The 25,244-nt window shown below is 59.8% G+C and carries 21 protein-coding genes and 1 tRNA gene; 9 read left to right on the forward strand and 13 right to left on the reverse strand.

Features of this window, described 5'->3' with window-relative positions:
• Positions 1–4: 4 nt before the first annotated feature.
• The 4 genes from recJ (at position 5) to FHU12_RS00850 (ending at position 4,751) form a co-directional block, all read left to right on the forward strand.
• Complete coding sequence (recJ, locus tag FHU12_RS00835; protein ID WP_141966814.1) at positions 5–1,738, forward strand: single-stranded-DNA-specific exonuclease RecJ; 1,734 nt, start codon at positions 5–7, stop codon at positions 1,736–1,738.
• 166 nt (positions 1,739–1,904) lie between these two features.
• Positions 1,905–3,003, forward strand: a protein-coding gene (gene prfB / locus FHU12_RS00840; RefSeq protein ID WP_096242572.1) for a peptide chain release factor 2 whose coding sequence is annotated in 2 segments (ribosomal slippage) — positions 1,905–1,979 and positions 1,981–3,003 — 1,098 coding nt in all. Because the reading frame shifts where the segments join, the coding sequence is not laid out codon by codon here.
• Between the two features lie 9 nt (positions 3,004–3,012).
• Positions 3,013–4,530: a lysine--tRNA ligase gene (gene lysS, locus FHU12_RS00845; RefSeq protein ID WP_004931697.1), complete on the forward strand. Its 1,518-nt coding sequence runs from the start codon at positions 3,013–3,015 to the stop codon at positions 4,528–4,530.
• 147 nt (positions 4,531–4,677) lie between these two features.
• Positions 4,678–4,751: transfer RNA gene (locus FHU12_RS00850), tRNA-Gly, on the forward strand.
• 167 nt (positions 4,752–4,918) lie between these two features.
• On the opposite strand, the gene FHU12_RS00855 is transcribed toward FHU12_RS00850, so the two are convergent.
• From FHU12_RS00855 to FHU12_RS00880, 6 genes are all read right to left on the reverse strand, one after another.
• Positions 4,919–6,916: a BCCT family transporter gene (locus FHU12_RS00855; protein ID WP_141966816.1), complete on the reverse strand. Its 1,998-nt coding sequence runs from the start codon at positions 6,914–6,916 to the stop codon at positions 4,919–4,921.
• A gap of 155 nt (positions 6,917–7,071) precedes the next feature.
• Positions 7,072–7,419, reverse strand: a complete 348-nt coding sequence (locus FHU12_RS00860) for a hypothetical protein (RefSeq protein ID WP_225529547.1) — start codon at positions 7,417–7,419, stop codon at positions 7,072–7,074.
• A gap of 95 nt (positions 7,420–7,514) precedes the next feature.
• Positions 7,515–8,747, reverse strand: coding sequence for a cysteine desulfurase-like protein (locus FHU12_RS00865; RefSeq protein WP_141966818.1), 1,233 nt, complete (start codon positions 8,745–8,747; stop codon positions 7,515–7,517).
• On the reverse strand, positions 8,744–9,358 hold the full coding sequence (locus FHU12_RS00870) for a 2OG-Fe dioxygenase family protein (protein WP_230490971.1): 615 nt from the start codon (positions 9,356–9,358) through the stop codon (positions 8,744–8,746). Before FHU12_RS00870 ends, FHU12_RS00865 begins: the two co-directional genes overlap by 4 nt.
• Positions 9,359–9,626: 268 nt before the next feature.
• Complete coding sequence (locus FHU12_RS00875) at positions 9,627–9,965, reverse strand: hypothetical protein (RefSeq protein ID WP_141966820.1); 339 nt, start codon at positions 9,963–9,965, stop codon at positions 9,627–9,629.
• A gap of 137 nt (positions 9,966–10,102) precedes the next feature.
• Positions 10,103–10,672: an HdeD family acid-resistance protein gene (locus FHU12_RS00880; RefSeq protein ID WP_033644791.1), complete on the reverse strand. Its 570-nt coding sequence runs from the start codon at positions 10,670–10,672 to the stop codon at positions 10,103–10,105.
• 149 nt (positions 10,673–10,821) lie between these two features.
• Between FHU12_RS00880 and actS the strand changes: the two genes are divergently transcribed.
• Positions 10,822–11,577 (forward strand): amidase activator ActS, encoded by a 756-nt coding sequence (gene actS / locus FHU12_RS00885; protein WP_141966822.1) that lies wholly within the window; start codon positions 10,822–10,824, stop codon positions 11,575–11,577.
• A 34-nt stretch (positions 11,578–11,611) separates the two neighbouring features.
• Here the strand turns inward: actS and FHU12_RS00890 are convergent, their stop codons facing one another.
• Positions 11,612–12,469, reverse strand: a complete 858-nt coding sequence (locus FHU12_RS00890; RefSeq protein WP_060435024.1) for an AraC family transcriptional regulator — start codon at positions 12,467–12,469, stop codon at positions 11,612–11,614.
• A 182-nt stretch (positions 12,470–12,651) separates the two neighbouring features.
• Here FHU12_RS00890 and FHU12_RS00895 point away from each other — a divergent pair, with 182 nt between their 5' ends.
• Complete coding sequence (locus FHU12_RS00895; RefSeq protein ID WP_141972811.1) at positions 12,652–14,421, forward strand: ABCB family ABC transporter ATP-binding protein/permease; 1,770 nt, start codon at positions 12,652–12,654, stop codon at positions 14,419–14,421.
• Positions 14,422–14,430: 9 nt separating this feature from the next.
• On the opposite strand, the gene betI is transcribed toward FHU12_RS00895, so the two are convergent.
• The gene (gene betI / locus FHU12_RS00900) at positions 14,431–15,027 is read right to left on the reverse strand and encodes a transcriptional regulator BetI (protein WP_141966824.1); all 597 of its coding nucleotides are present in this window, start codon (positions 15,025–15,027) and stop codon (positions 14,431–14,433) included.
• A 158-nt stretch (positions 15,028–15,185) separates the two neighbouring features.
• On the opposite strand from betI, the gene FHU12_RS00905 reads away from it, so the two are divergent.
• Positions 15,186–16,730 carry a BCCT family transporter gene (locus FHU12_RS00905; RefSeq protein ID WP_141966826.1) on the forward strand — a complete coding sequence of 515 codons (1,545 nt, stop codon included), beginning with the start codon at positions 15,186–15,188 and terminating at the stop codon, positions 16,728–16,730.
• 6 nt (positions 16,731–16,736) lie between these two features.
• Here FHU12_RS00905 and FHU12_RS00910 read toward each other — a convergent pair whose 3' ends face one another.
• Positions 16,737–17,168 carry a VOC family protein gene (locus FHU12_RS00910; protein WP_141966828.1) on the reverse strand — a complete coding sequence of 144 codons (432 nt, stop codon included), beginning with the start codon at positions 17,166–17,168 and terminating at the stop codon, positions 16,737–16,739.
• A gap of 155 nt (positions 17,169–17,323) precedes the next feature.
• Positions 17,324–18,241, reverse strand: coding sequence for a TIGR03571 family LLM class oxidoreductase (locus FHU12_RS00915; protein WP_141966830.1), 918 nt, complete (start codon positions 18,239–18,241; stop codon positions 17,324–17,326).
• A gap of 717 nt (positions 18,242–18,958) precedes the next feature.
• Between FHU12_RS00915 and FHU12_RS00920 the strand changes: the two genes are divergently transcribed.
• Both FHU12_RS00920 and FHU12_RS00925 read left to right on the forward strand, forming a co-directional pair.
• Entirely contained in the window at positions 18,959–20,176 is a 1,218-nt protein-coding gene (locus FHU12_RS00920) for an MFS transporter (protein ID WP_141966832.1), read from the forward strand.
• Positions 20,177–20,211: 35 nt separating this feature from the next.
• The gene (locus FHU12_RS00925) at positions 20,212–21,021 is read left to right on the forward strand and encodes a MoaF C-terminal domain-containing protein (protein WP_141966834.1); all 810 of its coding nucleotides are present in this window, start codon (positions 20,212–20,214) and stop codon (positions 21,019–21,021) included.
• A 1-nt stretch (position 21,022) separates the two neighbouring features.
• Here the strand turns inward: FHU12_RS00925 and lldD are convergent, their stop codons facing one another.
• The 3 genes from lldD to FHU12_RS00940 form a co-directional block, all read right to left on the reverse strand.
• Positions 21,023–22,162, reverse strand: a complete 1,140-nt coding sequence (gene lldD, locus FHU12_RS00930) for an FMN-dependent L-lactate dehydrogenase LldD (RefSeq protein WP_141966836.1) — start codon at positions 22,160–22,162, stop codon at positions 21,023–21,025.
• A 42-nt stretch (positions 22,163–22,204) separates the two neighbouring features.
• The gene (locus tag FHU12_RS00935; RefSeq protein ID WP_141966838.1) at positions 22,205–23,788 is read right to left on the reverse strand and encodes an L-lactate permease; all 1,584 of its coding nucleotides are present in this window, start codon (positions 23,786–23,788) and stop codon (positions 22,205–22,207) included.
• A 323-nt stretch (positions 23,789–24,111) separates the two neighbouring features.
• The gene (locus tag FHU12_RS00940) at positions 24,112–25,032 is read right to left on the reverse strand and encodes a LysR family transcriptional regulator (protein ID WP_141966840.1); all 921 of its coding nucleotides are present in this window, start codon (positions 25,030–25,032) and stop codon (positions 24,112–24,114) included.
• Positions 25,033–25,244: the final 212 nt, after the last annotated feature.

Consider the following 25,244-nt stretch of genomic DNA (forward strand, 5'->3'; position numbering starts at 1 on the left):
GCCGGTGAGTATCAAAACGCAACTACGCCGCCGCCCGGCGGCGGACGACACGCATCTGCCCGCCAGTTTGCCGCCGCTGCTGCGTCGGCTTTACGCCCTGCGCGGCGTGCAGGCTGAGCAAGAGCTGGAACGCGGCGTCAAAGGCATGCTGCCCTGGCAACAGCTGGACGGCATCGACGACGCCGTCAGCCTGCTGCAACAGGCGCTGGCCGACGGCCGCCGCATCATGGTGGTGGGCGATTTCGACGCCGACGGCGCCACCAGCACCGCGCTGACGGTGCTGGCGTTGCGCAGCATGGGCGGCGCAGCCGTCGATTATCTGGTGCCTAACCGTTTCGAAGACGGTTACGGCCTGAGCCCCGAAGTGGTGGAGCAGGCGGCGGCGCGCGGCGCGGAGCTGATCGTCACCGTCGATAACGGCATCTCCTCCCACGCCGGCGTCGATGTGGCGCACGCCAAAGGCATGCAGGTGCTGGTGACCGATCACCACCTGCCGGGCGAGACCCTGCCGGCGGCCGAAGCGATCGTTAACCCCAACCTGCGTGGCTGCGGCTTCCCGTCCAAATCGCTGGCGGGGGTAGGCGTCGCGTTCTACCTGATGCTGGCGCTGCGCGCCCGGCTGCGGGACAGCGGCTGGTTCGAACAGCGCGCGCTGGCGATGCCCAATCTGGCGGAACTGCTAGATCTGGTGGCGCTCGGCACCGTGGCTGACGTGGTACCGCTGGACGCCAACAACCGTATTCTGGTGTATCAGGGATTAAACCGTATTCGCGCCGGCAAATGCCGACCGGGTATCCGCGCGCTGCTTGAGGTGGCCAACCGCGACGCCCGCCAACTGGCGGCCAACGATCTCGGTTTCGCCCTCGGCCCGCGCCTCAACGCCGCCGGCCGGCTGGACGACATGTCTATCGGCGTGGCGCTGCTGCTGAGCGACGACATTGCGCAGGCGCGTATGCTGGCCAACGATCTCGACGCCTTGAACCAGACGCGACGCGAGATAGAGCAGGGCATGCAGGTGGAAGCCCTGCAGCTGTGCGATCAGCTGGAGCGCACCAGCACCGAGCTGCCTTACGGGCTGGCGATGTATCACCCGGAATGGCACCAGGGCGTGGTAGGCATCCTCGCTTCGCGTATCAAAGAGCGTTTCCACCGCCCGGTGATCGCGTTCGCGCCGGCGGGTGACGGCATCCTGAAAGGCTCCGGCCGTTCGGTGCCCGGCCTGCACATGCGCGATGCGCTGGAGCGGCTGGATATGCTGAACCCCGGGCTGATGATGAAGTTCGGCGGCCACGCGATGGCGGCCGGGCTGTCGCTGGAAGAGGCCAAATTCGACGAGTTCCGCCAGCGTTTCGGCGAGCTGGTGGGCGAATGGCTCGATCCGGCGATGCTGGAAGGGGTGATCTGGTCCGACGGCGAACTGGCGATGCAGGAGCTGTCGCTGACGACGGCGGAGCTGCTGCGCGAGGGCGGCCCGTGGGGCCAGGCGTTCCCGGAACCGACCTTCGACGGCAAGTTCCGCATCCTGCAGCAGCGGCTGGTGGGCGAGAAACACCTGAAGCTGATGGTGGAGCCGCTCGGCGGCGGCCCGTTGCTCGACGGCATCGCGTTCAACGTGGACACCACGCTGTGGCCTGACAGCAGCGTGCGCGAGGTGGAACTGGCCTACAAGCTCGACGTCAACGAGTTTCGCGGCAACCGCAACGTGCAGCTGCTGATCCAACATCTTTGGCCGCGCTGAGGCGAAATTGAACACAATTCGGGGATTGGGCTCTCCAATCCCCTGCATCCTTCCCGATCGCCACAAAAACTGACCAACTCGCTATAAACTGCCGCCCGGATCCGTTAGAATTAGCGGTTCCAATGGCATTCCGCCATCGACGACATCAACGTAAAAGAACGAAACCATGTTTGAAATTAACCCGGTAAAAAACCGAATTCAGGACCTGTCCGAGCGGACTGCGGTTCTTAGGGGGTATCTTTGACTATGATGCCAAGAAGGAACGCCTAGAAGAAGTCAACGCCGAGCTGGAGCAGCCGGACGTTTGGAACGAGCCGGAGCGCGCACAGGCGCTCGGTAAAGAGCGCGCCGCGCTGGAAGCCATCGTTGAAACCATCGATCAGCTGGAGCAGGGCGGCGAAGACGTCGGCGGGCTGCTGGAACTGGCGGTGGAAGCCGACGATGAAGAGACCTTCAACGAAGCGGTCGCCGAGCTGGATCAACTGATGAGCAAGCTGGATCAGTTGGAATTCCGCCGCATGTTCTCCGGCGAATACGACAGCGCCGACTGCTACCTGGATATCCAGGCCGGTTCCGGCGGCACCGAAGCGCAAGACTGGGCCAGCATGCTGCTGCGCATGTACCTGCGCTGGGCCGAAGCCAAGGGCTTCAAGACCGAAGTGATCGAAGAATCCGACGGCGACGTCGCGGGCCTGAAATCGGCCACCATCAAGATCATCGGCGACTACGCGTTCGGCTGGTTGCGCACTGAAACCGGCGTGCATCGCCTGGTGCGCAAGAGCCCGTTCGACTCCGGCGGCCGTCGCCACACCTCGTTCAGCTCGGTGTTCATCTACCCGGAAGTAGACGACGATATCGATATCGAAATCAACCCGGCGGATCTGCGTATCGACGTGTACCGCGCCTCCGGTGCGGGCGGTCAGCACGTCAACAAAACCGAATCCGCCGTACGTATTACTCACCTGCCAACCAACATCGTGGTGCAGTGCCAGAACGACCGTTCTCAGCATAAGAACAAGGATCAAGCGTTTAAACAGCTGCGAGCCAAGCTGTACGAGTTTGAGATGCAAAAGAAAAATGCTGATAAGCAGACGATGGAAGACAACAAGTCCGACATCGGCTGGGGCAGCCAAATCCGTTCTTACGTGCTGGATGACTCCCGCATCAAGGATTTGCGCACCAACGTCGAAACGCGTAACACGCAGGCCGTACTGGATGGCGACCTGGATAAATTCATTGAGGCAAGTTTGAAAGCCGGGTTATGAGGAATAGAAATGTCTGAACAACAAGTACAGGGCGCCGATCAGGCGCTGGATCTCAATAACGAACTGCAGTCCCGCCGCGAGAAACTGGCCGGCCTGCGTGAGAACGGCATTGCGTTCCCGAATGACTTCCGTCGCGATTCCACCTCCGACAAACTGCACGCCGCGTACGGCGATAAAGACAACGAAGAGCTGGAAGCGCTGGGCGTAGAAGTGACCGTCGCCGGCCGCATGATGACCCGCCGCATTATGGGCAAGGCATCCTTCGTCACGCTGCAGGACGTGGGCGGCCGCATTCAGCTGTACGTCGCGCGCGACGATCTGGCTGAAGGCGTGTACAACGAGCAGTTCAAGAAGTGGGACCTGGGCGATATCCTCGGCGCGCGCGGCAAGCTGTTCAAAACCAAGACCGGCGAACTGTCGATCCACTGCACCGAACTGCGTCTGTTGACCAAAGCGCTGCGCCCACTGCCGGATAAATTCCACGGCCTGGCGGATCAGGAAACCCGGTACCGCCAGCGTTATCTGGATCTGATCGCCAACGAAGAATCGCGCAACACCTTCAAGGTGCGTTCGCAGGTGATGTCGGCTATCCGTAACTTCATGGTGGAACGCGGCTTCATGGAAGTCGAAACCCCGATGATGCAGGTGATCCCGGGCGGCGCATCCGCGCGTCCGTTCATCACGCACCACAATGCGCTGGATATCGACATGTACCTGCGCATCGCGCCGGAACTGTATCTGAAGCGTCTGGTGGTCGGTGGCTTCGAGCGCGTGTTCGAAATCAACCGCAACTTCCGTAACGAAGGCGTTTCTCCGCGTCACAACCCAGAGTTCACCATGATGGAACTCTACATGGCTTACGCGGATTACAAAGACCTGATCGAGCTGACCGAGACCCTGTTCCGCACCCTGACCGAGAAAGTGTTGGGCACCTCTCAGGTGCAGTACGGCGACGAAGTGTTCGACTTCGGCAAGCCGTTCGAGAAGCTGACCATGACCGAGGCGATCAAGAAATACCGTCCGGAAACCGATCTGGCTGACCTGGCCGACATGGGCAAAGCGGTAGCCATCGCCGAATCTATCGGCATCAAGGTTGAGAAGAGCTGGGGTCTGGGCCGCGTCGTGACCGAGATCTTCGAAGAAGTGGCAGAAAGCCATCTGATTCAGCCGACCTTCATCACCGAGTACCCGGCTGAAGTGTCGCCGCTGGCGCGCCGCAACGACGTGAACCCGGAAATCACCGACCGCTTCGAGTTCTTCATCGGCGGCCGTGAAATCGGCAACGGCTTCTCCGAGCTGAACGACGCCGAAGACCAGGCGCAGCGCTTTGCCGATCAGGTGAACGCTAAAGATGCCGGCGACGACGAAGCGATGTTCTACGACGAAGACTACGTCACCGCGCTGGAGCACGGCCTGCCGCCGACCGCCGGTCTGGGCATCGGTATCGATCGTATGGTGATGCTGTTCACCAACAGCCACACCATCCGCGACGTAATTCTGTTCCCGGCGATGCGCCCACAGAAATAATTCCGTTTAGCGTGAAACCACCGGTGCAGGCAACTGCGCCGGTTTTTTTTCGCCCGCCGGACCTAACCGCTTAAAACATCGACAGTTACGCGCCATCTCCGCTTGCCCGCCGCCGATAACCGGTTATAATGCCTGTCGCACACCGATGCGGGTGTAGTTCAATGGTAGAACGGCAGCTTCCCAAGCTGCATACGAGGGTTCGATTCCCTTCACCCGCTCCAGCATTCCCTCCTGAAAACATCCTGATTCTCCGAAAGATTACCCCAACCCAATCCTTTGCCCCTGTAAGCGTTATCACTGGTTGTCCGCCATCCCACCAGCATCATCAGCGCCGTGGTGAGGAAAGCAGGGCAAAAAAATGCCGCCCCTGGGGACGGCATGTCGCTCTTTAGCGCACCAGATGCAAGAAATGCAGGTGTTTCTCGTACTGGTCGAGAATATCGTTGATCAACTGCTCCTGATTCCAGCCCATGACATCGTAGTTCTGGCCGCCTTCTTTCAGGTAGATCTCCGCGCGATAATACTTGTGCTGCTCGGCTTGCTGTTCATCGTTATCCAGCCCGGCCAGAGCGAACGTCGGCGAACTGTAGCCGCGCAGTCTGACTTCATAGATAAAGTTAAGCTCATCGCCCAAATCGACCTCGAAACGAATGCGGTCTTCCGCAGTGGCGTTGATGCTGCTGAGCGTGTTTTGTTTACTCAGTTCTTCCTGCACCAGCGTCATGGCCGGTTGGATAACCTCATCCATAAAGCGCTTAACCAGCGAGCGTTTTGGCAGATAGGCGATATTGCGCAGCCTGCGCTGCCAGGGAATGGGGTTGCGGGCGGCGGTGGGGGCGATGGTGGCCATATTTTGGCTGTCGCGCTTGGTCAGGTCGCGGCGCAGCGCCTTAAGCAAACCGTAAATGGATATCAGCAAGATGGCCGAGAACGGCAATGCGCTGGCGATGGTGACGGTTTGCAGCGCGCTGAGCCCCCCGGCGATCAGCAAGGCGATGGCGACGATGCCCATCAGCGACGCCCAGAAAATGCGTTGCCAAACCGGCGTGTTGCTGGAGCCGCCCGAAGCCAGCGTATCTACGACCATGGCGCCGGAATCGGCGGACGTGACAAAAAAGACGATCACCATCGCCATGGCGATAAACGAAAGCACGCTGGAGAACGGGAAATGTTCCAGGAAGTTAAACAACGCCAACGCCACATCTTGCTGTACCGTAGTGGCGAGGTCTGTCGCGCCCTGTTCCATGATGAGGTAAATGGCGCTGTTGCCGAACACCGTCATCCACATGAGGGTGAAGCCTGCCGGGACGAACAACACGCCCGTGACAAATTCGCGGATGGTTCGGCCGCGGGAAACCCGAGCGATGAACATACCGACAAAAGGCGACCAGGAGAGCCACCACCCCCAGTAGAGCAGCGTCCATCCGCCTAACCAGTTGCTGGATTTTGGCTCGTAGGCATACAGGTTGAACGTCTTGCTGACCAGCTCGGACAGATAGCCGCCGGTATTTTCCACAAAGGATTTCAACAGCAGGACGGTTGGCCCCAACAGCAGGACCAAGGCCAGGAGCAACAGCGCCAGGCCAAGGTTCAGCTCTGACAGAAAGCGTATGCCTTTCTCCAGCCCTGAAACCACGGAAAGGGTGGCCAGCCCGGTAATCACCACGATCAAGATCACCTGAACGGTTTCGTTGATCGGCACGCCAAACAGGTGGTTAAGCCCGGCGTTGACCTGCAACACGCCATAACCCAGCGAGGTCGCGACCCCGAATACGGTGCCGATGACGGCGAAGATATCGACGGCGTGGCCGATAGGGCCATAAATGCGGTCGCCGATGATCGGATAAAGCGCAGAGCGCAGAGTCAACGGCAGGCCATGCCGATAGCTGAAGAAGGCCAGAATCAACGCCACGATGGCGTAGATCGCCCAAGCGTGCAGCCCCCAGTGGAAAAAGGTCAGGCGCATGGCCTGTTTGGCCGCCTCGACGCTCTCGGGCGTGCCGACCGGTGGCGAGAGATAGTGCATAACCGGTTCTGCCACGCCGAAGAACATCAGGCCGATGCCCATCCCCGCTGAAAACAGCATGGCAAACCATGAGTGGTAGCGAAAATCGGGTTGCGCATGATCGGGGCCAAGTTTGATGTCGCCGTAGCGGGAAAGCCCCAGAAACGTCACGCTGAGCAAAATCAGCGCCACGGCCAAAATATAAAACCAGCTGGCGTTGGTGAAAATTTGTTGCTGCAGAAGCTTGAAGTTCTTGTCAGCGATGTCGGGGAAAAAGGCGGCGAACGCGACCAGAAGAAAAATGAGGACTGCAGAGGTGAAGAATACCGCTTTGTTGATATGGCTCTGCGGCTTTTTTAGGGGGGTGTCTTTCTCACTCATAAATTGATTTATTCCATTTGTTTGATTATCGCCCTGAATGGAGGAGAGGTGTAACCTGTTATATCGTAGCAAAATAGTCAGGCTGTCGGTGCCGGTCAATAGGGCGGAATTACCGCTGCCTGAGCGCGGTAATTCCGAGTTATTCCGTGTTGCCGTTAGTTAAATAAAAATGCCAATAATCCCGTCACCTTATTTTTATTTTCCCATCCTTCCAATTTCATGCAGGCATTAACGAATTCTGTTCTGCGCATTTCATTGCTGTCCGAGGGGAAAGCGCCGCCACCGGCGTTGGGGATCTCCGTGCCGTTGATCGTCATGGAGGAGAAGGTCGGCGAGCTGGCGTGCAAAGACAGGTTCACGGGATAGCGCTGTTCGGCCTCTTGCCGGCAGTGGGTTCTGGCCGCTTCAAGGGGCGTTGGGGTTGCCGTTTGCGCTTCCCATTTCTCCGGCGTGGCACAGGAAGACATCATCAATGCGGCGGCGATAACTGCATATTTTCGCAAAGTAAAAATCCATTTCTAAAATAAAATTCCCTTGATTCTACCCCCAGCGTGCCGCGATGGCCCGCTCAATAAGGTGAGCGGGCCGATGTGGCGAGTTAACTGAGGATATCTTCGGCGATCACCTTAAACAGCGTGTCTATTTCGCCTTGGGTGTTGTAGTGCATCATGCCGATGCGCAGCACGCCGCCGTCCTGTAACCCCAACTGCTGGATCAGGCCCAGCGCATAGAAATGCCCGCTGCCGGCGCAGATGTTGTGCTGCCCGAGGTGACGGGCGATTGCGTCAGGCGTATGGCCGCTGAAGGTCAGGGCGAAGGTCGGCGTGCGGCGCGCGCTGTCCGCCTGTGAATGGCCGTAGAGCCGCACGCCGTCGAGCTGTTGCAGCCGTTGCAAAAAGTGGCGGCACAGCGCCTCTTCATGCCGGTGGTAGGCGGCGAAGCTCTCCTGCAAACGCTGCCTTAACGGCGCGCCCGGCGTCCCCCACTGCGCCAGATACTCGATAGCGGCCGCGACGCCGGCCAGCGCTTCGAAGCTCTGAGTACCGGTCTCGAAACGGCCGGGGCCGACGTCGGTGGCCGGCTCGACTTTGTACGGACGCAGGCGCTGCAGCCACTGCGGCGCGATGTAGGCCATGCCGACGTGCGGGCCGAAGAACTTGTAGGCGGAGCACACCAGGAAATCACAGCCCAGCGCCTGTACGTCAATCAGGTTGTGCGGCGCATAGTGCACGGCGTCGACATACACCTGCGCACCGACCCGATGCGCGGCTTCGACGATGGCGCTGATATCGACGATGCTGCCGGTGACGTTGGAAGCGTAGCTGACCGCCACCAGGCGGGTGTTGGCATTGATGCGCTCACACACTTTCGCGGCATCCAATGCGCAGTCGGCGCTCTCCAGCGGTATCTGATGCACCACGGCACCCTTGTCTGCGGCGGCCTGCTGCCAGCTGGAGACGTTGGCGTAGTGATCGAGCGCGGTGACGATGACCTCATCGCCGGCCTGCCAGTCGCGGCTGATGATACGGCTGAGATGAAAGGTCAGCGTGGTCATGTTCATGCCGAAGACGATGTTGTCGGGCGAAGGCGCATTTAACAAGGCGCGCACCGATTCCCGCGCCTGGCCCATCACCTCGCCGGTGACCCGGCTGGAGAAGTAGTGGCCGCCCAGGTTGGCGTTGTATGTCCCCAGGTAGTCCGTCATTTTCTCCAGCACGCCCCGTGAAACCTGTGCGCCGCCGGGGCCGTCGAAAAAGATCGCCGGTTTGCCGTCGATGTGCTGAGACAGGGCGCTGAACTGGCGTCGGGCGAGCTCGGGCGTAAAGGTCATGCTTTCTCTCCCCGCGCGGTGAGGACGAAGAGATCCAGATAGCCTTCTTCGTTCGGGCTTACGGCGTTGATCGGCGTGGCGTTGTGCCACAGTTTGCTGTCCGCCAGCAGCACGGCTTCACCGTCCGCCAGCGCTTTTTTAAAGAAGGGATCGTGGTGGCTGTCGTCGTACAGCATGATTTCACCGCCGACGATGTTGTGCCGGTGAATGGCGATCATGGCGATATGGTCGAAACCGTCCTGGTGAATGCCTTCCGGCGCCACCAGCGTATCTTTTTGGATGGCGACCACGCGCATTTGGTGGATCTCTATCTCGGCGCCTTCCGGCAGTTCGTTATTTTCGGCAAACAGGTTGCACATCTCCGCCATGCCGGCGCTCTGCAGCACGGCGCTGTCGATAGGCTCGAAGCGGCGCACCACGTTGCCCTGGAAATGGTTTATCTGATCGGATTGCATAAAGGTACGAGGACCCACTTCGGCGACGTTGGGGTTGAGGTATTTGACGACCGAATAACGGCGCAGGCGATATTTGCCGTCGGCGTGTTGCGTGTGGGGCAAGGAAGAAAACGAAGGCATCAGTTGTTGGGTGGCTTGCGGGCTTAGTACAGTCATACTTATTACGTTTTCGTGTTTCTGTAACATAATCACCTCTAATAATAATAATTTCTGATGTTGTAGGGGGTAATTCGATTGAATTGTAGACGACTCTATAACCAACGCAATTTGGCGGTGGCGAGGTGTGACGGCGGTCGTAAAGCTGGATGAACGCCCGCGCTAAAAGGGGGAGAATAAGGGGGAGATGAGAATGGTGTCGCCATGATTCGGCGCGGATGATAGCCGCGCCGATTGACGTTAAGCGATGGGCGCGCGGCCCTTATGTTCAGAACGTCTCGAAATACAGCTCGCGCAACAGCCAGGATATTTCGTTATTGGTGCGGTTCAGGGCGTCGATTCTGTGAACCCCTATCGCTTCTGCGCGCAGGTCGAGCAGCAAGTTGCGAATCTGCCGGAATAACGGGGTTTGCGGATTGGGTTTGGCTAGCTGCTGCCCACACAGTTTGATACCGGCATCGCAGCCGGTGGCGATGTCCGTCAGGCAGCACGGGCAGGTGGTTTTTTGGCGCGCCATATTGCGGCATTGTTGCCCGATTACCTGATTGAAGTGGCGTAATTGCAGGCAGACTTCCCGCGAGTTCAACGGGTTGGAATGGGTTGTCATCGGTTTCAGCTCCCTTGTCTGCGCCTATATTGGCACTTACCGATGAAGATAACCACGGACAAGCCGAGGGGGTATCGCCTCGTTGTGTTTGCAAACGGGGGAGAGGATGAGGGCCCGCCGGCGGCGGGCCGCTACGATCAGGCGCGTTTAAACAGATTCGCCGCCTGGAACAGCGCAAAGGAGCTGACCAGCATCTCGATGCCGACGATCGCCGTCACCAGCGTGACCGACGCCGCCGGGCCTGAGCCGATCAGCATCCAGGCGATGATCAAATCGAGCACGCCGATAACGAACTGCAGCCAGTTGCCCGGCAGCCCGCGGCGCATGTAGCCCGCCGCCAGGCGCGCGATGCCGCCGAGCGCGAACAGCACGGCGAGGTAGACTGCCAACGCCAGAATGCCCGCCAGCGGGCTGGTGATGAACACATAGCCGATAATCAGGTAGGCCACGCCCAGCAGAATGCCGCCGATCATCGGCCAGGTATTCTGCGCCCGGTTGGCGATCATGGCGATAATCAGCCCGGCGCCGCTCAACAGCAGCAGGATGCCGACCACGATGCTCAGCGCCGCACCGGAGGCGAAAGGATTGACCAGGCACAGTATGCCGCCCGCCAGCAGCAGGAAAGCGATGATCAGCAGGGTGGTGCGTTGCTTTTTGAGCAGTTCTTCGCTCAGGAGGGGCAGATTATTGCGGTCGAGGTTCAACATGACAGTACTCCATTTCGTCGTTGGGTAATTAATCAGTCATCCTTACCTGTTTAGCATAGACCCTCTGGGGGTTTTTGACTGATCCGGCGCAAATGTTACACTGTGCGGCTGACGGGTATCAGAACCGAAAAGACGACCGAGGACTGGATTTGAGCACAGGAAGCAAATGGGCTGGGTGGCGCCGCATCGCGGCGTGTCTGACATTGGGGCTGTTGTTGGCCGGGTGTTCGGGTAAAAATGCCTACAACCGCGACTACGACAAACTGCCGAAGGGCACCTACACCGGCAAGTCCTACACCGTCAAACGGGGCGATACGCTGTACTACATCGCCTGGATCACCGACAGCGAAGTCAGCGATCTGGCCAGAATCAACAAGATACGCCCGCCCTATAGCCTGGAAGTGGGGCAGAAACTGCGGCTGAGCGGCAGCGCGCCGACCAAAACCGCCGCCACGCGTCGTAAAACCTCTTCGTCTTCCGCTGCGATCGCCAAGCAGACGCCGCCGCCGGGCGCCGCCCGCTGTTGGCGCTGGCCGACCAGCGGCCGGATCGTGCAGGCCTACTCCAATTCAGATGGCGGCAACAAGGGCATCGACATCGCCGGCAAACGCGGCCAGCCGATTTACGCTTCCGCCAAGGGCAAAGTGGTGTACGTCGGCAACCAGCTGCGCGGCTACGGCAACCTGATCATGATTAAGCACGGCGAAGATTTTATTACCGCTTATGCGCACAACGACACTACGCTGGTGCGCAACGGTCAGGATGTGAAAACGGGGCAGAAGATCGGCACCATGGGCAGCACCGGCACCGATTCGGTGTTCCTGCACTTCCAGATCCGCTATCACGCTACCGCACTCGATCCGCAGCGTTATCTGCCGCCACAAGGTTCGTCGCCGTCCTGTTAACGTCAATCTGGCTCCTTGCGGAGCCAGATGTCAGCTATTTCAGCGGCAGGTAAAGATCGGTCACCAGTTCATATTCCGCCACCTCGTGCACGAAGTTGTGGTAGTGGAAATAGAGCGGAAAATCGCGCAGCTCCTCGCCGCTGGCCGGCAACCACTCGCGGTACAGATAGTGGGCACTTTCCGAGAGCCCATCCAGCGAGCCATGATGGCGCAGCACCGCGCAGCGCCCGGCCGGCAGCGTGCCGTTCACCACGCCAAAGGCGTTGTCCTCCGGGATCGGCGCCGTGACCTCGCCGCAAATGAAGAAGTGGAAGTCCTGCGCTTCGGTGATGGCCGGATCGTGCGGGGCGATGCCGTAAGTGCGGCTGCTTCTGACCGGCGACAGGCCGCTGGTTTTGCGCCACTCGATAAAGCGTGCGGCGGTTTCGTTGACCAGCGCGGGCGGGCCGCTATGTTCGATCATCGCCACCGGCGTGGCAGGGAAATCGACAATGTCTACCTTCATGGGTTGTTTCCTTTTGTGTTTCGGCTCGGGAAAGCGCTGCTGCCAATCGATCCAGGCCGGCTGTTTGCGAAACTGGCTCGGCGTTTGGCTGAACGCCTGTTTGAAGGCGCGGCTGAAGGACTCCGGGTTTTGAAAACCGGCGTCCAGCGCGATGTCAATCACCGGCTCCAGCGGGTTATACGCCAGGCGGTAAGAGGCGCGTTTAAGCCTCATCCACTGGATATAACGCCACACCGAGATGCCGCAATACGCGCTAAACTGGCGTTGAAAATGAAAGCGCGAAAAATGGGCCACTTCGCTCAGTTTTTCGACGGTGAGCGCCTCGTCCAGGTGGCGGTCGATATAGTCAAAGACCTGCGCAAAGCGCTTTGCATACGTGTGGGTCATGTGATTGTCTCCTCCATGCCTGAACTTTGCCCGAGTCGCCGCCGCTTCTCCTGACGGATGATGCTGAGTTGTCACCGCAGGAAAACGGGATGGCTGCGGCATTCGCTGTCGGCCAGGCCAAACTCATAACCCCCCACGCGGCCGTGCGCCGCGAGCACGACCGAGAAGATGAATATTACATGATGGATCGTTCCCGTTTGCTGAAATTCCTGCTGCCCTACCTGTGGCCGAAAGACAACCCGCGCCTGCGGGGGTATCTGGTGGTGGCCTTCGTGTTTATGGTGGCGGCCAAGGTCAGCACCACGCTGGTGCCGCTGGCCTACAAAGCAATGGTCGATGCGCTGAGCGGCGAGACGGCGAAAATGCTGGCGGTGCCGCTGGGGCTGATTATCGCCTACGGCGTGGCGCGGGTGGGCGGCGCGCTGTTTGAGGAGCTGCGCAACGTGATGTTTATCCACGTCAGCCAGAATGCCACGCGCCTGCTGGGCGTGCGGGTATTTCGCCAGCTGCATGCGCTGAGCCTGCGCTTCCATCTGGAGCGTCAGACCGGCGGGCTGTCGCTATCCATCGAGCGCGGCACCCAGGCGGTGTCCACGGTGCTGTCGCGGCTGCTGTTCTCCATCGTGCCGATCCTGTTCGAACTGACGCTGGTCACGGCAATCATGTGGCATATGCTGAACGGCTGGTTTGCGCTGGCGATCCTGACGACGGTCGGCTGCTACATTCTGTTCACCGTGCTGGCGGTGAGCTGGCGCACCCGTTTTCGCCGCGAGCTCAACAAGGCCAACGCCGACGCCAACAGCAAATCCATCGACAGCCTGCTGAACTATGAGACCGTGAAGTACTTCGGCAATGAAGAGTTCGAGGCCGAGCGTTTCGATCTGTCGCGGCGGCTGTACGAATACGCCGCCATCAAGAACCAATTCAGTTTTACCGCGATCAACCTGGGGCAAACCGCCATTATCTCGATCGGGCTGATCGTGATGATGGCCATGGCGGCACAGGGCATTACCCAGGGGACGATGACGGTCGGCGACTTCGTGCTGGTCAACGCCTACCTGCTGCAGCTGTATCAGCCGCTGAACTTCTTCGGCTTTATTTATTCCGAGGTGCGCCAGGCGCTGATCGACATGGAGAATATGTTCGATCTGCTGCAGGAAAAGCGTGAGATCGTCGATAGCCCGGATGCGCAGCCGCTGCGCCTCGATCGCGGCGAAGTGCGATTCGACGCGGTCAGCTTTGGTTACGACACGCGCCGACCAATCCTCAAGCAGGTGAGTTTTACCATTCCGGCGGGCCACACGGTGGCGGTGGTCGGCGCCTCCGGCGCGGGCAAGTCCACGCTGTCGCGCCTGCTGTTCCGCTTCTACGATGTGCAGGGCGGCGCCATTACCCTCGACGGCCAGGACATTCGCCAGCTGACCCAGGCCAGCCTGCGGCAGGCGATCGGCATCGTGCCGCAGGATACGGTGCTGTTCAACGATACGCTGCGCTACAACATCGGTTACGGCAAAACCGGCTCCAGCGATGAAGAAATCGAGCGGGCGGCGCGGCTGGCGCATATCCATGATTTTATCGTCGGCCTGCCTGACGGTTACGACACCCGGGTGGGTGAGCGCGGGCTGAAGCTGTCGGGCGGTGAAAAGCAGCGGGTGGCGATCGCGCGCACCATCCTGAAAAATCCGGCCATCCTGGTGTTCGACGAGGCGACCAGCGCGCTGGATACCCAGACCGAGCGCGAAATCCAGGGGCACCTGCGCGAGGTGAGTCGCAACCACACCACGCTGGTGATCGCCCACCGGCTCTCCACCGTGGTGGACGCCGATGAGATCATCGTGCTGGAGGCGGGGGAGATCGTCGAACGCGGGGGGCATGAGACGCTGCTGGCGGCGAACGGCCGCTACGCCGCCATGTGGCAAACCCAGTACAGCGAAGAGCAGGAACCGCAATGACGCTGCCGTTCACCCCGCCGATGGCGCGGCCTTGAGCCGTTGTATCACGTAGTCGCAGGCGATGCGGTAATCCTGCTGCAGATCGGTATCATCCCCGGCCAGGCTGCCGCGCAGCCAGAGCCCATCGATCATCGCCGCCAGCCCGCGCGCCGCGTCGCGCGCCTGCTGCAGCGGCAGCTCGCGGCGGAACTGGCTGCAAATATTGGAATAGAGTCGCCGATCGTTGGCGCGCTGCAGGCGGCGCAGCACCGGCTGATGCATGCTGGCGGCCCAGAAGTCGAGCCAGGCGCGCATGGAAATGGCGTTGGTTTGGCTGGGGTGGAAGTTGCCCTGAATGATGGCGCACAGCTGCGACTGGCTGTCGCTTGCCGCCTGAGCGCGGCACTCGGCCACCGCGTCGCGCAGATCGCGCAGGATCTTGCGCATGGTCGCGCTCAACAAACCTTCTTTATCGCCGAAATAGTGGCTGACGATGCCGGTCGACAGCCCGGCCTCTTTCGCCACCTGCGACAGGGTGACGCCAGCCAGCCCCACAACGTTGATGGTCTCGAAGGCGGCGTTAATCAGCTGCTCCTTGCGCTGCTCAGGAATGTCTCTGCGGTACATATTTTCCTCAACTGATAGGCAAATCACACTTTGAATTTGATTGATTGAACGGTCAATCAATACTCTATATGCTGCGAAAATGTCAAATAAATGACGATAAGATATTAACCAAAAGTTGCATTTAAATCGTCTGTCTTTCGCATCATGGAAGCCTGCCAATGACAATGAAAACTCCCCCATCGCTTGACGAAGAACCTGTCAGATTAAATGTCCCGGTATTTTTCGGCTCGGCGGCGGTGATCCTGCTGCTGGGATCGCTGGTCGTGCTGTTTCCCGCCGCCAGCAAACAGTGGCTGAATGTTGCGCAAAGCTGGGTGGCCGATGTGTTCGGCTGGTATTACATGCTGCTGATGGTCGCCTGCATGGCGTTCGTGTTCTGGCTGGCGCTGTCGCGCTTTGGCCATATTCGCCTGAGCCAGGATGACGAGCCGCCGCAGTTCAGCTACCCCTCGTGGGTGGCGATGCTGTTCTCGTCGGGCATCGGTATTGCGCTGGTGTATTACGGCGCCTATGAGCCGCTGGATCACTTCCTGTCGCCACCGGAAGGCAGCGGCGGCAGCGTGCAGGCGGCGCGACAGGCGATGGCGCTCACCTTTTTGCACTGGGGGCTGCACGGTTGGGCGCTGTACGCGCTGATCGCCACCGCGCTCGCCTATTTCGCCTATTGTCGCGGTTTGCCGCTGGCGCTGCGTTCGGCGCTGTACCCGATCTTCGGCGAGCGCATCCACGGCGGCGTCGGTCATCTGGTGGACAGCTTCGGTATTCTGGTGACGGTTATCTCGATGGTGACCAACCTGGGGATCGGCGCGTTGCTGGTGAACTCGGGGCTGTTTTACCTGTTCGACATCCCGCAAAGCACCGGCGTACTGCTGGCGCTGATCGTGGTGATGATGGTGGTGGCCACGCTGGCGGCGGTCACCGGCGTCGAGAAGGGCATTGCCATGCTGTCGAACATCAACGTCGGCTTCCTGTGCCTGCTGCTGCTGTTCGTGTTTCTGGCCGGGCCGACGCTGAACCTGCTCAACGGCATGTTGCAGAACCTCGGGGATTATCTGACCTCGCTCGTCAGCCGCAGCTTCGATATGTATCTGTATGGCAAGGCGCGCCAGTGGCAGGGCGCCTGGACGCTGTTCTATTGGGCCTGGTGGGTGGCGTGGGCGCCGTTCGTCGGGCTGTTTATCGCCCGCATTTCCAAAGGCCGTACCATCCGTGAGCTGATCTTCGGCGTGTTGCTGATCCCGCTCGGGTTCACGCTGGCGTGGCTGTCGATCTTCGGCAATACCGCCATCAGCCTGGTGCTGGAGGGCGGGCAGGCGATCCTGGGCCAGGTGGCGCAAAGCGATCCGCCGATGGCGGTGTTCAAGCTGTTTGAATACCTGCCCTATACCCAGCTGACTGCCGGTTTCGTGGTGGTGATAAGCTTCGTGCTGTTCCTGACGCCGGTCGATTCCGGCACGCTGATGATAGCTAACCTCTCCTGCCAGGGCGGTTCCGCGCACGATGACGCGCCGGCCTGGCTGCGGGTGTTCTGGGCGGCGGTCACCACGCTGGTGTGCGCCGGGTTGCTGTACGCCGGCAGCTTCAGCGCGATGCAGACCGCGGTGGTGCTGTGCGGCCTGCCGTTCTCGGCGGTGATCGTGCTGTACATGGTCAGCCTGCGCAAGGATCTGCGCGGTTACGCCATGACGCCGGCGATCCCCTGAGGCGGTTTATTCGTCCGCGCGCGGTCGGTGATGCACGTACTCGACAATCGTGCCGTCCGGCAGGCGAGCATTGAAACAGGCGCCGGTGGGCACTTCCACCGGGCCGAAGAAGATCTCGGCTCCGGCCGCCAGCAGCCGCTGGTGGTAGGGATAAATATCATCGACCAGCAGCGTGCCGACGGTGCTGCGAAAAGGGCGCAGGTTTTCTTCCGCGCCTTCCAGGATAAGAAACGGCCCCACCGCCGCCAGCACCAGCCGATGCTCGGGAAAGTCGAAACGCATATCCGCTTCCACGCCGTGCAGCTGCGCGTAAAACGCGATGGCGCGGTCAATCTCGCCTTCGTCGACGTAGACCCGGATCAATACGCGCGGTTCGCGCAGCGATGAAGAGTCGGCGGTTTTGCGCCAAAAGCCCGCTTCTGTCAGTTTTGCCGTCATTGCACATTCCTCATGGTGGCTCGTTTCCCCATCATCATGCCGCCGTTTGGCAGCAGGGATTAGACTGAGTTGCTATGAAATAGCAGTGGCGGAAATAAAGCCCCGGTAACGGGGCAAAGGCGCGCTCAGGTTGGAATAGCGGGTTAAAGCGGGCGTCAAGCGCGATGGAATTCCGGCAACACCAGCTGACCTATCTCCTGCATTGTCTCTTCCAGCGGCCGCTGGTTGCGGCGGAAGTGCAGGCCGATGTGGTTGACCCCGGCGTCACGCATGGCGCTCAGTTCCTGAATCAACCCATTGCGGCCGCTCTTGATGCCGAAGCGATGGCGCTGAATCGGCGCGTCGGCGTTATCGGTGAGGTCGAGATGAATAAAGCTGACGTAGGGTTTGTCACCGGCCACGTTACGCCAGAGTTTGACCCGCGAAACATGGTCCGCTGGCGTGCCGGGATACGACAGCCAGCCATCCATATTTTTCCCCACCCACTCGGGCGTTTGTTGCGCCAGCCCGGCGACCAGCAGCGGCGGTGGCGGCGTGGCCGGCAGCAGGCGCAATCCAGGCTGGAGCGCGCTGTCGGCTTCACCTTTGAGAATGCCGACGCTGGTGCGGAAGCTTTCACCGCGCGCAGCGTAATCGGCGCCGAACAGCGGGTACTCCACGGGGCGATCGCCGCTGGCGACGCCGAGCAGCAGACGATCGCCGCTCAGCGTTTGCAGCGTAGAAGCCGCTTTGCGCACCAGCCACGGCTGCCGCAGCGGCAGCACCACGGCCGCGGTGCCCAGCAGAATATTGCGTGTCAGGCTGGACAGATAACCGAGGTAGGTAAAGGTTTCAAACACCTGTGCGGCGTCGCCGAAGTCCGGATCGTACAGCGGCACGTCGCGAACCCAGGCGGCGCGAAAGCCGAGCTCATCGGCCAGCTTGATGCGCGCAGCGTGTTCGCTCATGTCCGGCACGCCGAACGGTCGCCCGTCCTGCTGGCGTTTCAGCTGCCCGCTGGTGGACCAATCATTGTCCAACGGCAGCTCAATACCGATGGAAAGCGGCTCCCGGGTTAGTTTTTCGATGCTCATGTGTCACTCCGTCTCAGGCCTTGCGGCGCGGTGTCGAACGATGGCACGAAGTGTTGCATGGCGATTAATTGAGATAAACAGCCCTAATCGCAATAGATAATTGCTGTTGCGAGCACAATGACTTTGCAGGATACGGCATGATTGCCGTGATTTACGTCACGCTCTGCGCTTTTGTTATTGTCCAGATGAAATGATGTAACCCTGCCAATAGCCTTTCCCTCGTAAGAGTTATTTTGTTGTGCGGCCATGAAACAAAACGAAATGATTCAATAGATAAAAACGAATCCGAATGTTGCCTATAGCTCACTGAAAGCGGGTAACCAATTAATAAACCTAAAGAGTGAATGATGAGATTATTCGCCGCTGGCGTGAAAATGGGCGTTTTTAACCGCGGGAAAATACCCGTTATTATTTTATTGCCTGTAAAAACAAAGGAATAAAATATCTGATTGTGATAATGCGATTTTAAAATAGTACCGGATAAAAACTTCATTCGTCTCTAAGAACGCGCCGGTTGACAGACCGTCGGCTTACGATAATTTTATGTCATTAACATGTTAATGAGTTGTTGTCGTGACGGAGGGCCAATTTCTCTCTTGGCCGAGCGCTTAACATACTTATGCCATGGCGGCTTGCCATTCATAAGTTAACTTATGGACAAATGACGCTATGAATACATCGCCAGGGCCTCGCCGCGCATTAAGTGAAGAGAACCGGTTGCTGATTATTTTATTTTTTGTCTTCGGCTGCGTGTTCGTCGATCGTCTGACCATCTCGTTTCTGTTTCCGATGATTGCCGCCGATCTCAAGCTCAGCAACGTGCATCTCGGCACGCTGTCGGCGGTGCTGGCATTGACTTGGGCGCTATCCGGCGCGGGGCTGGGGGCGATAGCCGATCGCTTTAATATCCGTAAACCGATGTTGATCCTGTCGATCCTGGTGTTTTCACTGTTCTCCGCACTGTCGTGGCTGGTCAGCGGGTTTGCCATGCTATTGATCTTCCGTGCGCTGATGGGGATCGCCGAAGGGCCGGTTTTGCCGATCGCACAGTCGTTGATGGTGGAAAAATCGCAGCCGCAGCGCCGCGGTTTCAACATGGGATTGATCCAGGGCGCGGCGCCGGGGCTGCTGGGCGGCATTATCGCGCCGCCGCTGATCATCTATCTGGCGCAGAAGTGGGGATGGAGCATGGCGTTTCACCTGACCGCCGTGCCGGGCATCATTCTGGCGTGGCTGATCTATCGCTATGTGAACGGCAAAAAAGATCCCGCCTTTATCGCCGCGCCGGCGGCCGGTAAGGCGGCGAACAAAGCCGCTTACGGCGAGCTGTTCAAAATCAAGAACGTGGCGCTGTGCATTCTGATTTCCTGCGTGTTCGTCACCTGGTTCATGATCATCATTACCTTCACCCCCAACTTTTTGGTGACCGACCGCGGCTTCGGCGAAGGCACGATGGGCGGCATCATGAGCGCCATCGGCGCCGCCTGGGTGTTCTGGGGCGTAGCGGTGCCGGCGATTTCCGATCGCCTCGGCCGCAAGCCGACGCTGATCTTCTTTTCATTGCTGGCAGTGTGCTGCCCGCTGTTCCTGAGCTACGTCGATAACCCGTGGCTGCTGGGCGTGCTGGTGTTCCTGTCTTATACCGGCCTCGGCTGCTTCACGCTGTTTATGGCCACCATCCCGTCTGAAACGGTGTCGCCGGCCCGTATCGCCACCGCGTTGGGGCTGGTGATGGGGATCGGCGAGGTGATTGGCGGCTGTCTGGCGCCGTTTATCGCCGGGCTGATCGCCGATCGCTATGGCCTGGTCAGCGTGATGTGGCTGGCGGCTGCCGGCGCGGTCTGCGCCGGCGTACTGAGCTGTTTTCTCGATGAAACTGCACCCGCGGTGGTGAGCCGCAGAGCGGTGAAACCGGCGGGCGTCGCCGACGTTTAAGACGGTTTTATCCCATTCAATCAAGGAGAGCGAAGATGTCAGCAGAACCATCCGTACTGAATCAAAATGCCGAGCCGGACTGGAAGAATTACGACGATTTTGCACGCGGTATCGACACCAACCGGCTGCCGGGCACTCAGGACTGGCGCGGCAAAACGCTGCAGATCGCCTTTGAAGACGGCGGAGAAATCACGCTGCGTTTCAGCGCCGATCGGCAGCGGGTGCTGTGGGCCTGGGGCGGGGAGAGCGGCGAGGACGCTTACGAAGAGGTGCAAACCTCCGCCGCACGCTATTTCTTCAATATTCCGCTGCAGTCGCCGGGCAACGAATGCCTGACGCTGGTGCTCAACCGCGACAGCGGCCGGGCGCTGCTGGTGCGCAGCACGCTGCTGCCCGAACATGCGGTAGAAAAGGGGTCTCGCCTCAAGCAAAGCTTCCACGTTGGGCTGATTGCAGGCGTCACGCCGGGCGGCATCGCGCCGCATCTGACCCGCGAGCTGATCGGCTATCGCACGCTGAACGTCTACAGCCCCAACCATTACTACGAGCACTTCTACGTCAACACCGAGCGCTACGCCTGGCAAAACCTGCGCGGCGAACAGTTCGGCCATGGCGACATGGACTACGCCACCTACTACAAGTTTGAGGATGAGATGTTCCTCTTCACCTTCCGGGAAAAGATTATCCCGGTGTGCTCGGTGTTCTTCTTCGATTTTATCTCCGGGCGCTGCACCGGCACCTTCCTCGGGCTGGACGCCGCCGGCCGGGTGTTGGTGTCCCCGGCCGGGGCATTCATCAGCAAGATGAGCTACAACGCCTACCCGGAGGGCGTGCAGCCGCTGTGAGTCAGGCGTTTCTGACCAGCGATCCGGCGTTGATCTCCGCGATGGATTTCGCGCCGGTGAGCGTCATGGCGACGCGCATTTCCTTGTCGATCAGATCCAGCAAGTTGGCCACCCCGGCTTCGCCCGCTGCCGCCAGCGCATAGACGAAGGCGCGCCCCAGCAGCACGCTGTCGGCGCCCAGTGCGATCATGCGCACCACGTCCAGGCCGCTGCGGATGCCGGAGTCGGCCAACAGGGTAATGTCGCCTTTCACCGCGTCGGCGATCGCCGGCATGGCGCGCGCGGTCGACAGCACGCCGTCCAGCTGGCGGCCGCCGTGGTTGGAGACGATGATGCCGTCGGCGCCGAAACGCACCGCGTCTTTGGCGTCTTCTGGATCCAGAATGCCTTTGATGATCATCGGGCCGTCCCAGAATTCGCGGATCCACTCCAGATCTTTCCAGGAAATCGACGGATCGAAGTTGGCGCCCAGCCAGCCGATGTAGTCTTCCAGGCTGGTCGGTTTGCCGCGGTAGGCCGAGACGTTGCCCAGATCGTGCGGCTTGCCGAACAGGCCGACATCCCAGGCCCACTGCGGATGGGTAAACGCCTGCAGCACGCGGCGCAGGGCGGCGTTAGGGCCGCTCATCCCCGAGTGGGCGTCGCGGTAACGGGCGCCGGGCACCGGCATGTCGACGGTAAACACCAGTGTTTTCACGCCGGCGGCCTTGGCGCGCTCCAGTGCGTTGCGCATAAAGCCGCGATCTTTCAGCACGTAGAGCTGGAACCACATCGGCCGATCGATCGCCGGCGCCACCTCTTCGATCGGGCAGACCGACACGGTGGACAGCGTGAACGGAATGCCTTTTTTGGCCGCGGCGCGCGCGGCCTGCACTTCGCCGCGGCGGGCGTACATGCCGGTCAGCCCCACCGGCCCCAGCGCCACCGGCATCGCCAGCTGCTCGCCGAACAGCGTGGTCTCCAGGCTGAGTTCGGACATATTGCGCAGCACGCGCTGGCGCAAGGCAATATCGGCCAGATCTGCGGTATTGCGCTTCAGCGTATGCTCCGCGTAGGCCCCGCCATCGATGTAGTGAAACAGAAACGGCGGCAGCTTGGCCTGGGCGGCGGCCCGGTAGTCGGTTGACGCGGAGATGATCATAGTGTTTACCTTCTTGTCTTGCTTGCGATAACGAGTGTTCAGTCAGAGCGTGAGGATCGCTGCCATACCGGCCGCAATCCCGCCGTACGCCAGCATCGGCAGTACGGTCTTTCTGATGATTTTGCCTTCGGCGTTGCCGATCCCGAGGATCGAACAGACCGCGATAATGTTGTTCAGGCAGACCATGTTGCCCATGGCGCCGCCGACGGACTGCAGGGCCAGCGTCAGATTGACGTCGAGACCGCTGCTCTGGGCGATCGATTGCTGAATGCCGCCGAACGTCAGGTTCGACACGGTATTGGAACCGGAGAAGAACGAGCCCAGCGCACCGAGGAACGACGAGAACAGCAGCCAGCTCTCACCGGTCAGCGCCGCCAGCGCTTTACCGATCAGGATCACCGGTGCGTTGTCGCCGCCTTGCATCATCAGGTTAACCATCACCAGCGCGCCGAACAGGGCGATAAAGGGCCGCGCGATGCGCCCGCCGGTTTCGCTGAACATTTGCCGCACCTGGCTGCCATTCAGACGGAACAGCGGAATACACAGCAGTACCACCAACAGGAACGGGATCAGCGCCGGGACATACAGCGTTTTGTAGCCGGCGGCGGCGGTGGTACCCAGCACCTGCTGCAGTTCGACGATCAGCGCCCGGCTGATGCGCAGCTCCCCGAGCCAGCCGAGGTTTTCCTGCCACAGCAGCGCGGTGTTGTTGAGCAGCGCCTTCAGGCCCAGCTGGTGGACGCGCGTTACTATCAGAATAGCAATCAGCAGCAGGGTCGGGGTCATGGCCTTGACCACTTGCAAGAACGGCACCGCCTGCCCGGCGTTCTGCGGTTTGTCGCTGTGGGCGAGGCCGAGGCCGCCGCGCGCCAGCAGCACCGAGAGCGCCAGGCCGATGGCGCCGCCGACCAGCGCCGGGAACTCATAGTTCACCTGGGCCAGCAGCAGATAAGGCACGGTGCAGCTCAGCACGCTGAGCAGGATAAAGGGCAGGTTGCGGCGGATATCCTGCCAGGAAACGATAAAGCGCAGCGCCAGCAGAGGAATGACGAAGCCGGCGATAAAGTGGATCAGCGCGGTTTGCCGGCCGATCTCCAGCAGGCTGGCGTCCGACAGGCCGAGATTGGCAAAGCCGAACCAGGTGGGGGTGCCCACGGCGCCGAAGGAGACCGGTACCGAGTTCATCACCAGCGTCAGCAGGGCGACGCGCAGCGGGTTGAAGCCGAGCCCGACCAGAATCGGCGCGGCGATGGCGGCCGGTGTGCCGAAGCCGCTGGCGCCCTCAATCATAAAGGCGAACGCCCAGCCGATAATCATCAGCTGGGCCACGGGATTGGGGCTGATGGTTTCCAGCCAGCGGCGCACCACGTTTTCCGCGCCGCTTACCTGCATCAGTTTATTGAGCAGGATGGCGCCGGCGATGATGGTGATCGGCGTCAGCGTCGACACCAGCGCGGTGATGATATTGGCATGCAGCAGCCGCAGCGAGGCATCGAACCACAGGAGCTGGACGGCATACACCACGGCGGCCGTCAGCGGCAGGGCGAGGTAAGAGGGCACGCCATTCCTTTTGGTCATCATCCAAATCAGTAGGACGATGGGCGCAATACTAAAAAGCAGGGGCATAAGATCCTCAGGGTTATTATTTTTATGGGCAGAGATATGTAGCTGAAAGGTTAATTACCGCAACATTTTCATTCTAATCACAACGATGGTGACGATGCCATGCGGTAATTTTTTAACACCGGAGAATGGTGCCGGCGGTGGGAAATTGGCCGACGGGAGGGGGTAGATTAACTGCTTTAAAATCAGTTTGATAGAAGGTTTTTATGTGTGATGAATGCGCGATATCACATTAATTAAGCGGTAATGTTCAATAGATTATGTCCAAAAATGCCGTAATCCCCGCGGTCTTTTGCGGCCGAGGGGAAATAATCAGAGAAGAAAACTCAAAAGTAATGGCCGATATTTTGGTAGGAACCGATGATATGTTCGATCAGCAGACGGGTTTTTAACGGCAGATTGCGGGTGTAAGGATAGACGGCGTAAATGCCCAAAACTTTGCCGCAGTGGCCGGCCAGGATCTCCGTCAGTTTGCCGTCCTGCAAATCCTCATACACCATGCAGCGCGGCACCATGGCGATGCCGTGGCCGCCGATCACCGCTTTGCGGATCGCCCGCGCATTGTTGGCCGACAGGTTGCCGTTAACCTGCAACTCGTAGATTTCGTTGCGCCCCGGCCGTTTCATCAGCCAGTTGGCGGTGCCGCTCTCCTGATAGGTGTAGGTCAGGCAGTTGTGGCCGAGCAGGTCTTCGGCGCAGCGCGGTTCCGGGTGGCTTTCCAGGTACCCCGGCGAGCAGACGATCACCCAGCGGGAATCGAAGATCGGCCGCGCAATCAGGCTCGAATCCGGCATGGTGCCGGTACGGATCGCCAGATCGATGCCTTCTTCTACCAGATCGACAAAGCGGTTTTCCAGCCGCATCTCGACCTTCAGGCTGGGGTGCAGGGCGCAAAATTCCGCCACGCTTTCGCTCAGCAGCAACTCGCCCGAAATGGTCGGTACCGACATGCGGATGGTGCCGGTTAATTCTTCGCTCTTTTCGCTGACGGCGTACAGGGCCTCCTGCACTTTGGCGCCGATCTCTTTGGCCTGTTGGTAGAGCGCCTGGCCGTTTTCAGTCAGCGTCAGGCTGCGCGTGGTGCGGTACAGCAGGCGGGCGCCCAGCGATTTCTCCAGCCGCCCGATGCGTTTACTGACCACCGAACTGGTGATGCCGGCGCTTTCCGCGGCCTTGCTGAACGAGCCGCAGTCGACAATCAGGGCGAACAGAATCAGGTCGTTGGCGTATTCGTGAGTCGCGAGCATGGGCATCCTGGAGAGTGAGAGTCCTGTTGCCCCAGTGTAAATCCGGCGCGGCAGGAAGCAATCTTTTCAGCGTGTCGCACGTCGCCTCCAACTGGTCAGAGCTGAATTTTTCTTATTTTTTCTTTCATTTTATTGAGAATTATCCTTTTTTGTTTTTCTTGATTTAATAGGCTTTGATCTATTTTTCTGGTTTTTAACCTAATTTAAATTGG

This window comes from Serratia marcescens (assembly GCF_006715005.1).
GTDB classification, from domain to species: domain Bacteria; phylum Pseudomonadota; class Gammaproteobacteria; order Enterobacterales; family Enterobacteriaceae; genus Serratia; species Serratia montpellierensis.

Bases quoted from the DNA above. Each gene is read 5' to 3' on its own strand.
- FHU12_RS00940 (WP_141966840.1), bottom strand. From the start codon at position 25,032: ATGCTCGCGACTCACGAATACGCCAACGACCTGATTCTGTTCGCCCTG.
- FHU12_RS00855 (WP_141966816.1), bottom strand. From the start codon at position 6,916: ATGAGTGAGAAAGACACCCCCCTAAAAAAGCCGCAGAGCCATATCAAC.
- lldD (WP_141966836.1), bottom strand. From the start codon at position 22,162: ATGATCATCTCCGCGTCAACCGACTACCGGGCCGCCGCCCAGGCCAAG.
- betI (WP_141966824.1), bottom strand. From the start codon at position 15,027: ATGTACCGCAGAGACATTCCTGAGCAGCGCAAGGAGCAGCTGATTAAC.
- FHU12_RS00870 (WP_230490971.1), bottom strand. From the start codon at position 9,358: ATGACTGTACTAAGCCCGCAAGCCACCCAACAACTGATGCCTTCGTTT.
- FHU12_RS00910 (WP_141966828.1), bottom strand. From the start codon at position 17,168: ATGACGGCAAAACTGACAGAAGCGGGCTTTTGGCGCAAAACCGCCGAC.
- FHU12_RS00905 (WP_141966826.1), top strand. From the start codon at position 15,186: ATGACAATGAAAACTCCCCCATCGCTTGACGAAGAACCTGTCAGATTA.
- FHU12_RS00895 (WP_141972811.1), top strand. From the start codon at position 12,652: ATGGATCGTTCCCGTTTGCTGAAATTCCTGCTGCCCTACCTGTGGCCG.
- FHU12_RS00875 (WP_141966820.1), bottom strand. From the start codon at position 9,965: ATGACAACCCATTCCAACCCGTTGAACTCGCGGGAAGTCTGCCTGCAA.
- lysS (WP_004931697.1), top strand. From the start codon at position 3,013: ATGTCTGAACAACAAGTACAGGGCGCCGATCAGGCGCTGGATCTCAAT.
- FHU12_RS00890 (WP_060435024.1), bottom strand. From the start codon at position 12,469: ATGACCCACACGTATGCAAAGCGCTTTGCGCAGGTCTTTGACTATATC.
- FHU12_RS00925 (WP_141966834.1), top strand. From the start codon at position 20,212: ATGTCAGCAGAACCATCCGTACTGAATCAAAATGCCGAGCCGGACTGG.
- FHU12_RS00865 (WP_141966818.1), bottom strand. From the start codon at position 8,747: ATGACCTTTACGCCCGAGCTCGCCCGACGCCAGTTCAGCGCCCTGTCT.
- FHU12_RS00880 (WP_033644791.1), bottom strand. From the start codon at position 10,672: ATGTTGAACCTCGACCGCAATAATCTGCCCCTCCTGAGCGAAGAACTG.
- FHU12_RS00915 (WP_141966830.1), bottom strand. From the start codon at position 18,241: ATGAGCATCGAAAAACTAACCCGGGAGCCGCTTTCCATCGGTATTGAG.
- FHU12_RS00935 (WP_141966838.1), bottom strand. From the start codon at position 23,788: ATGCCCCTGCTTTTTAGTATTGCGCCCATCGTCCTACTGATTTGGATG.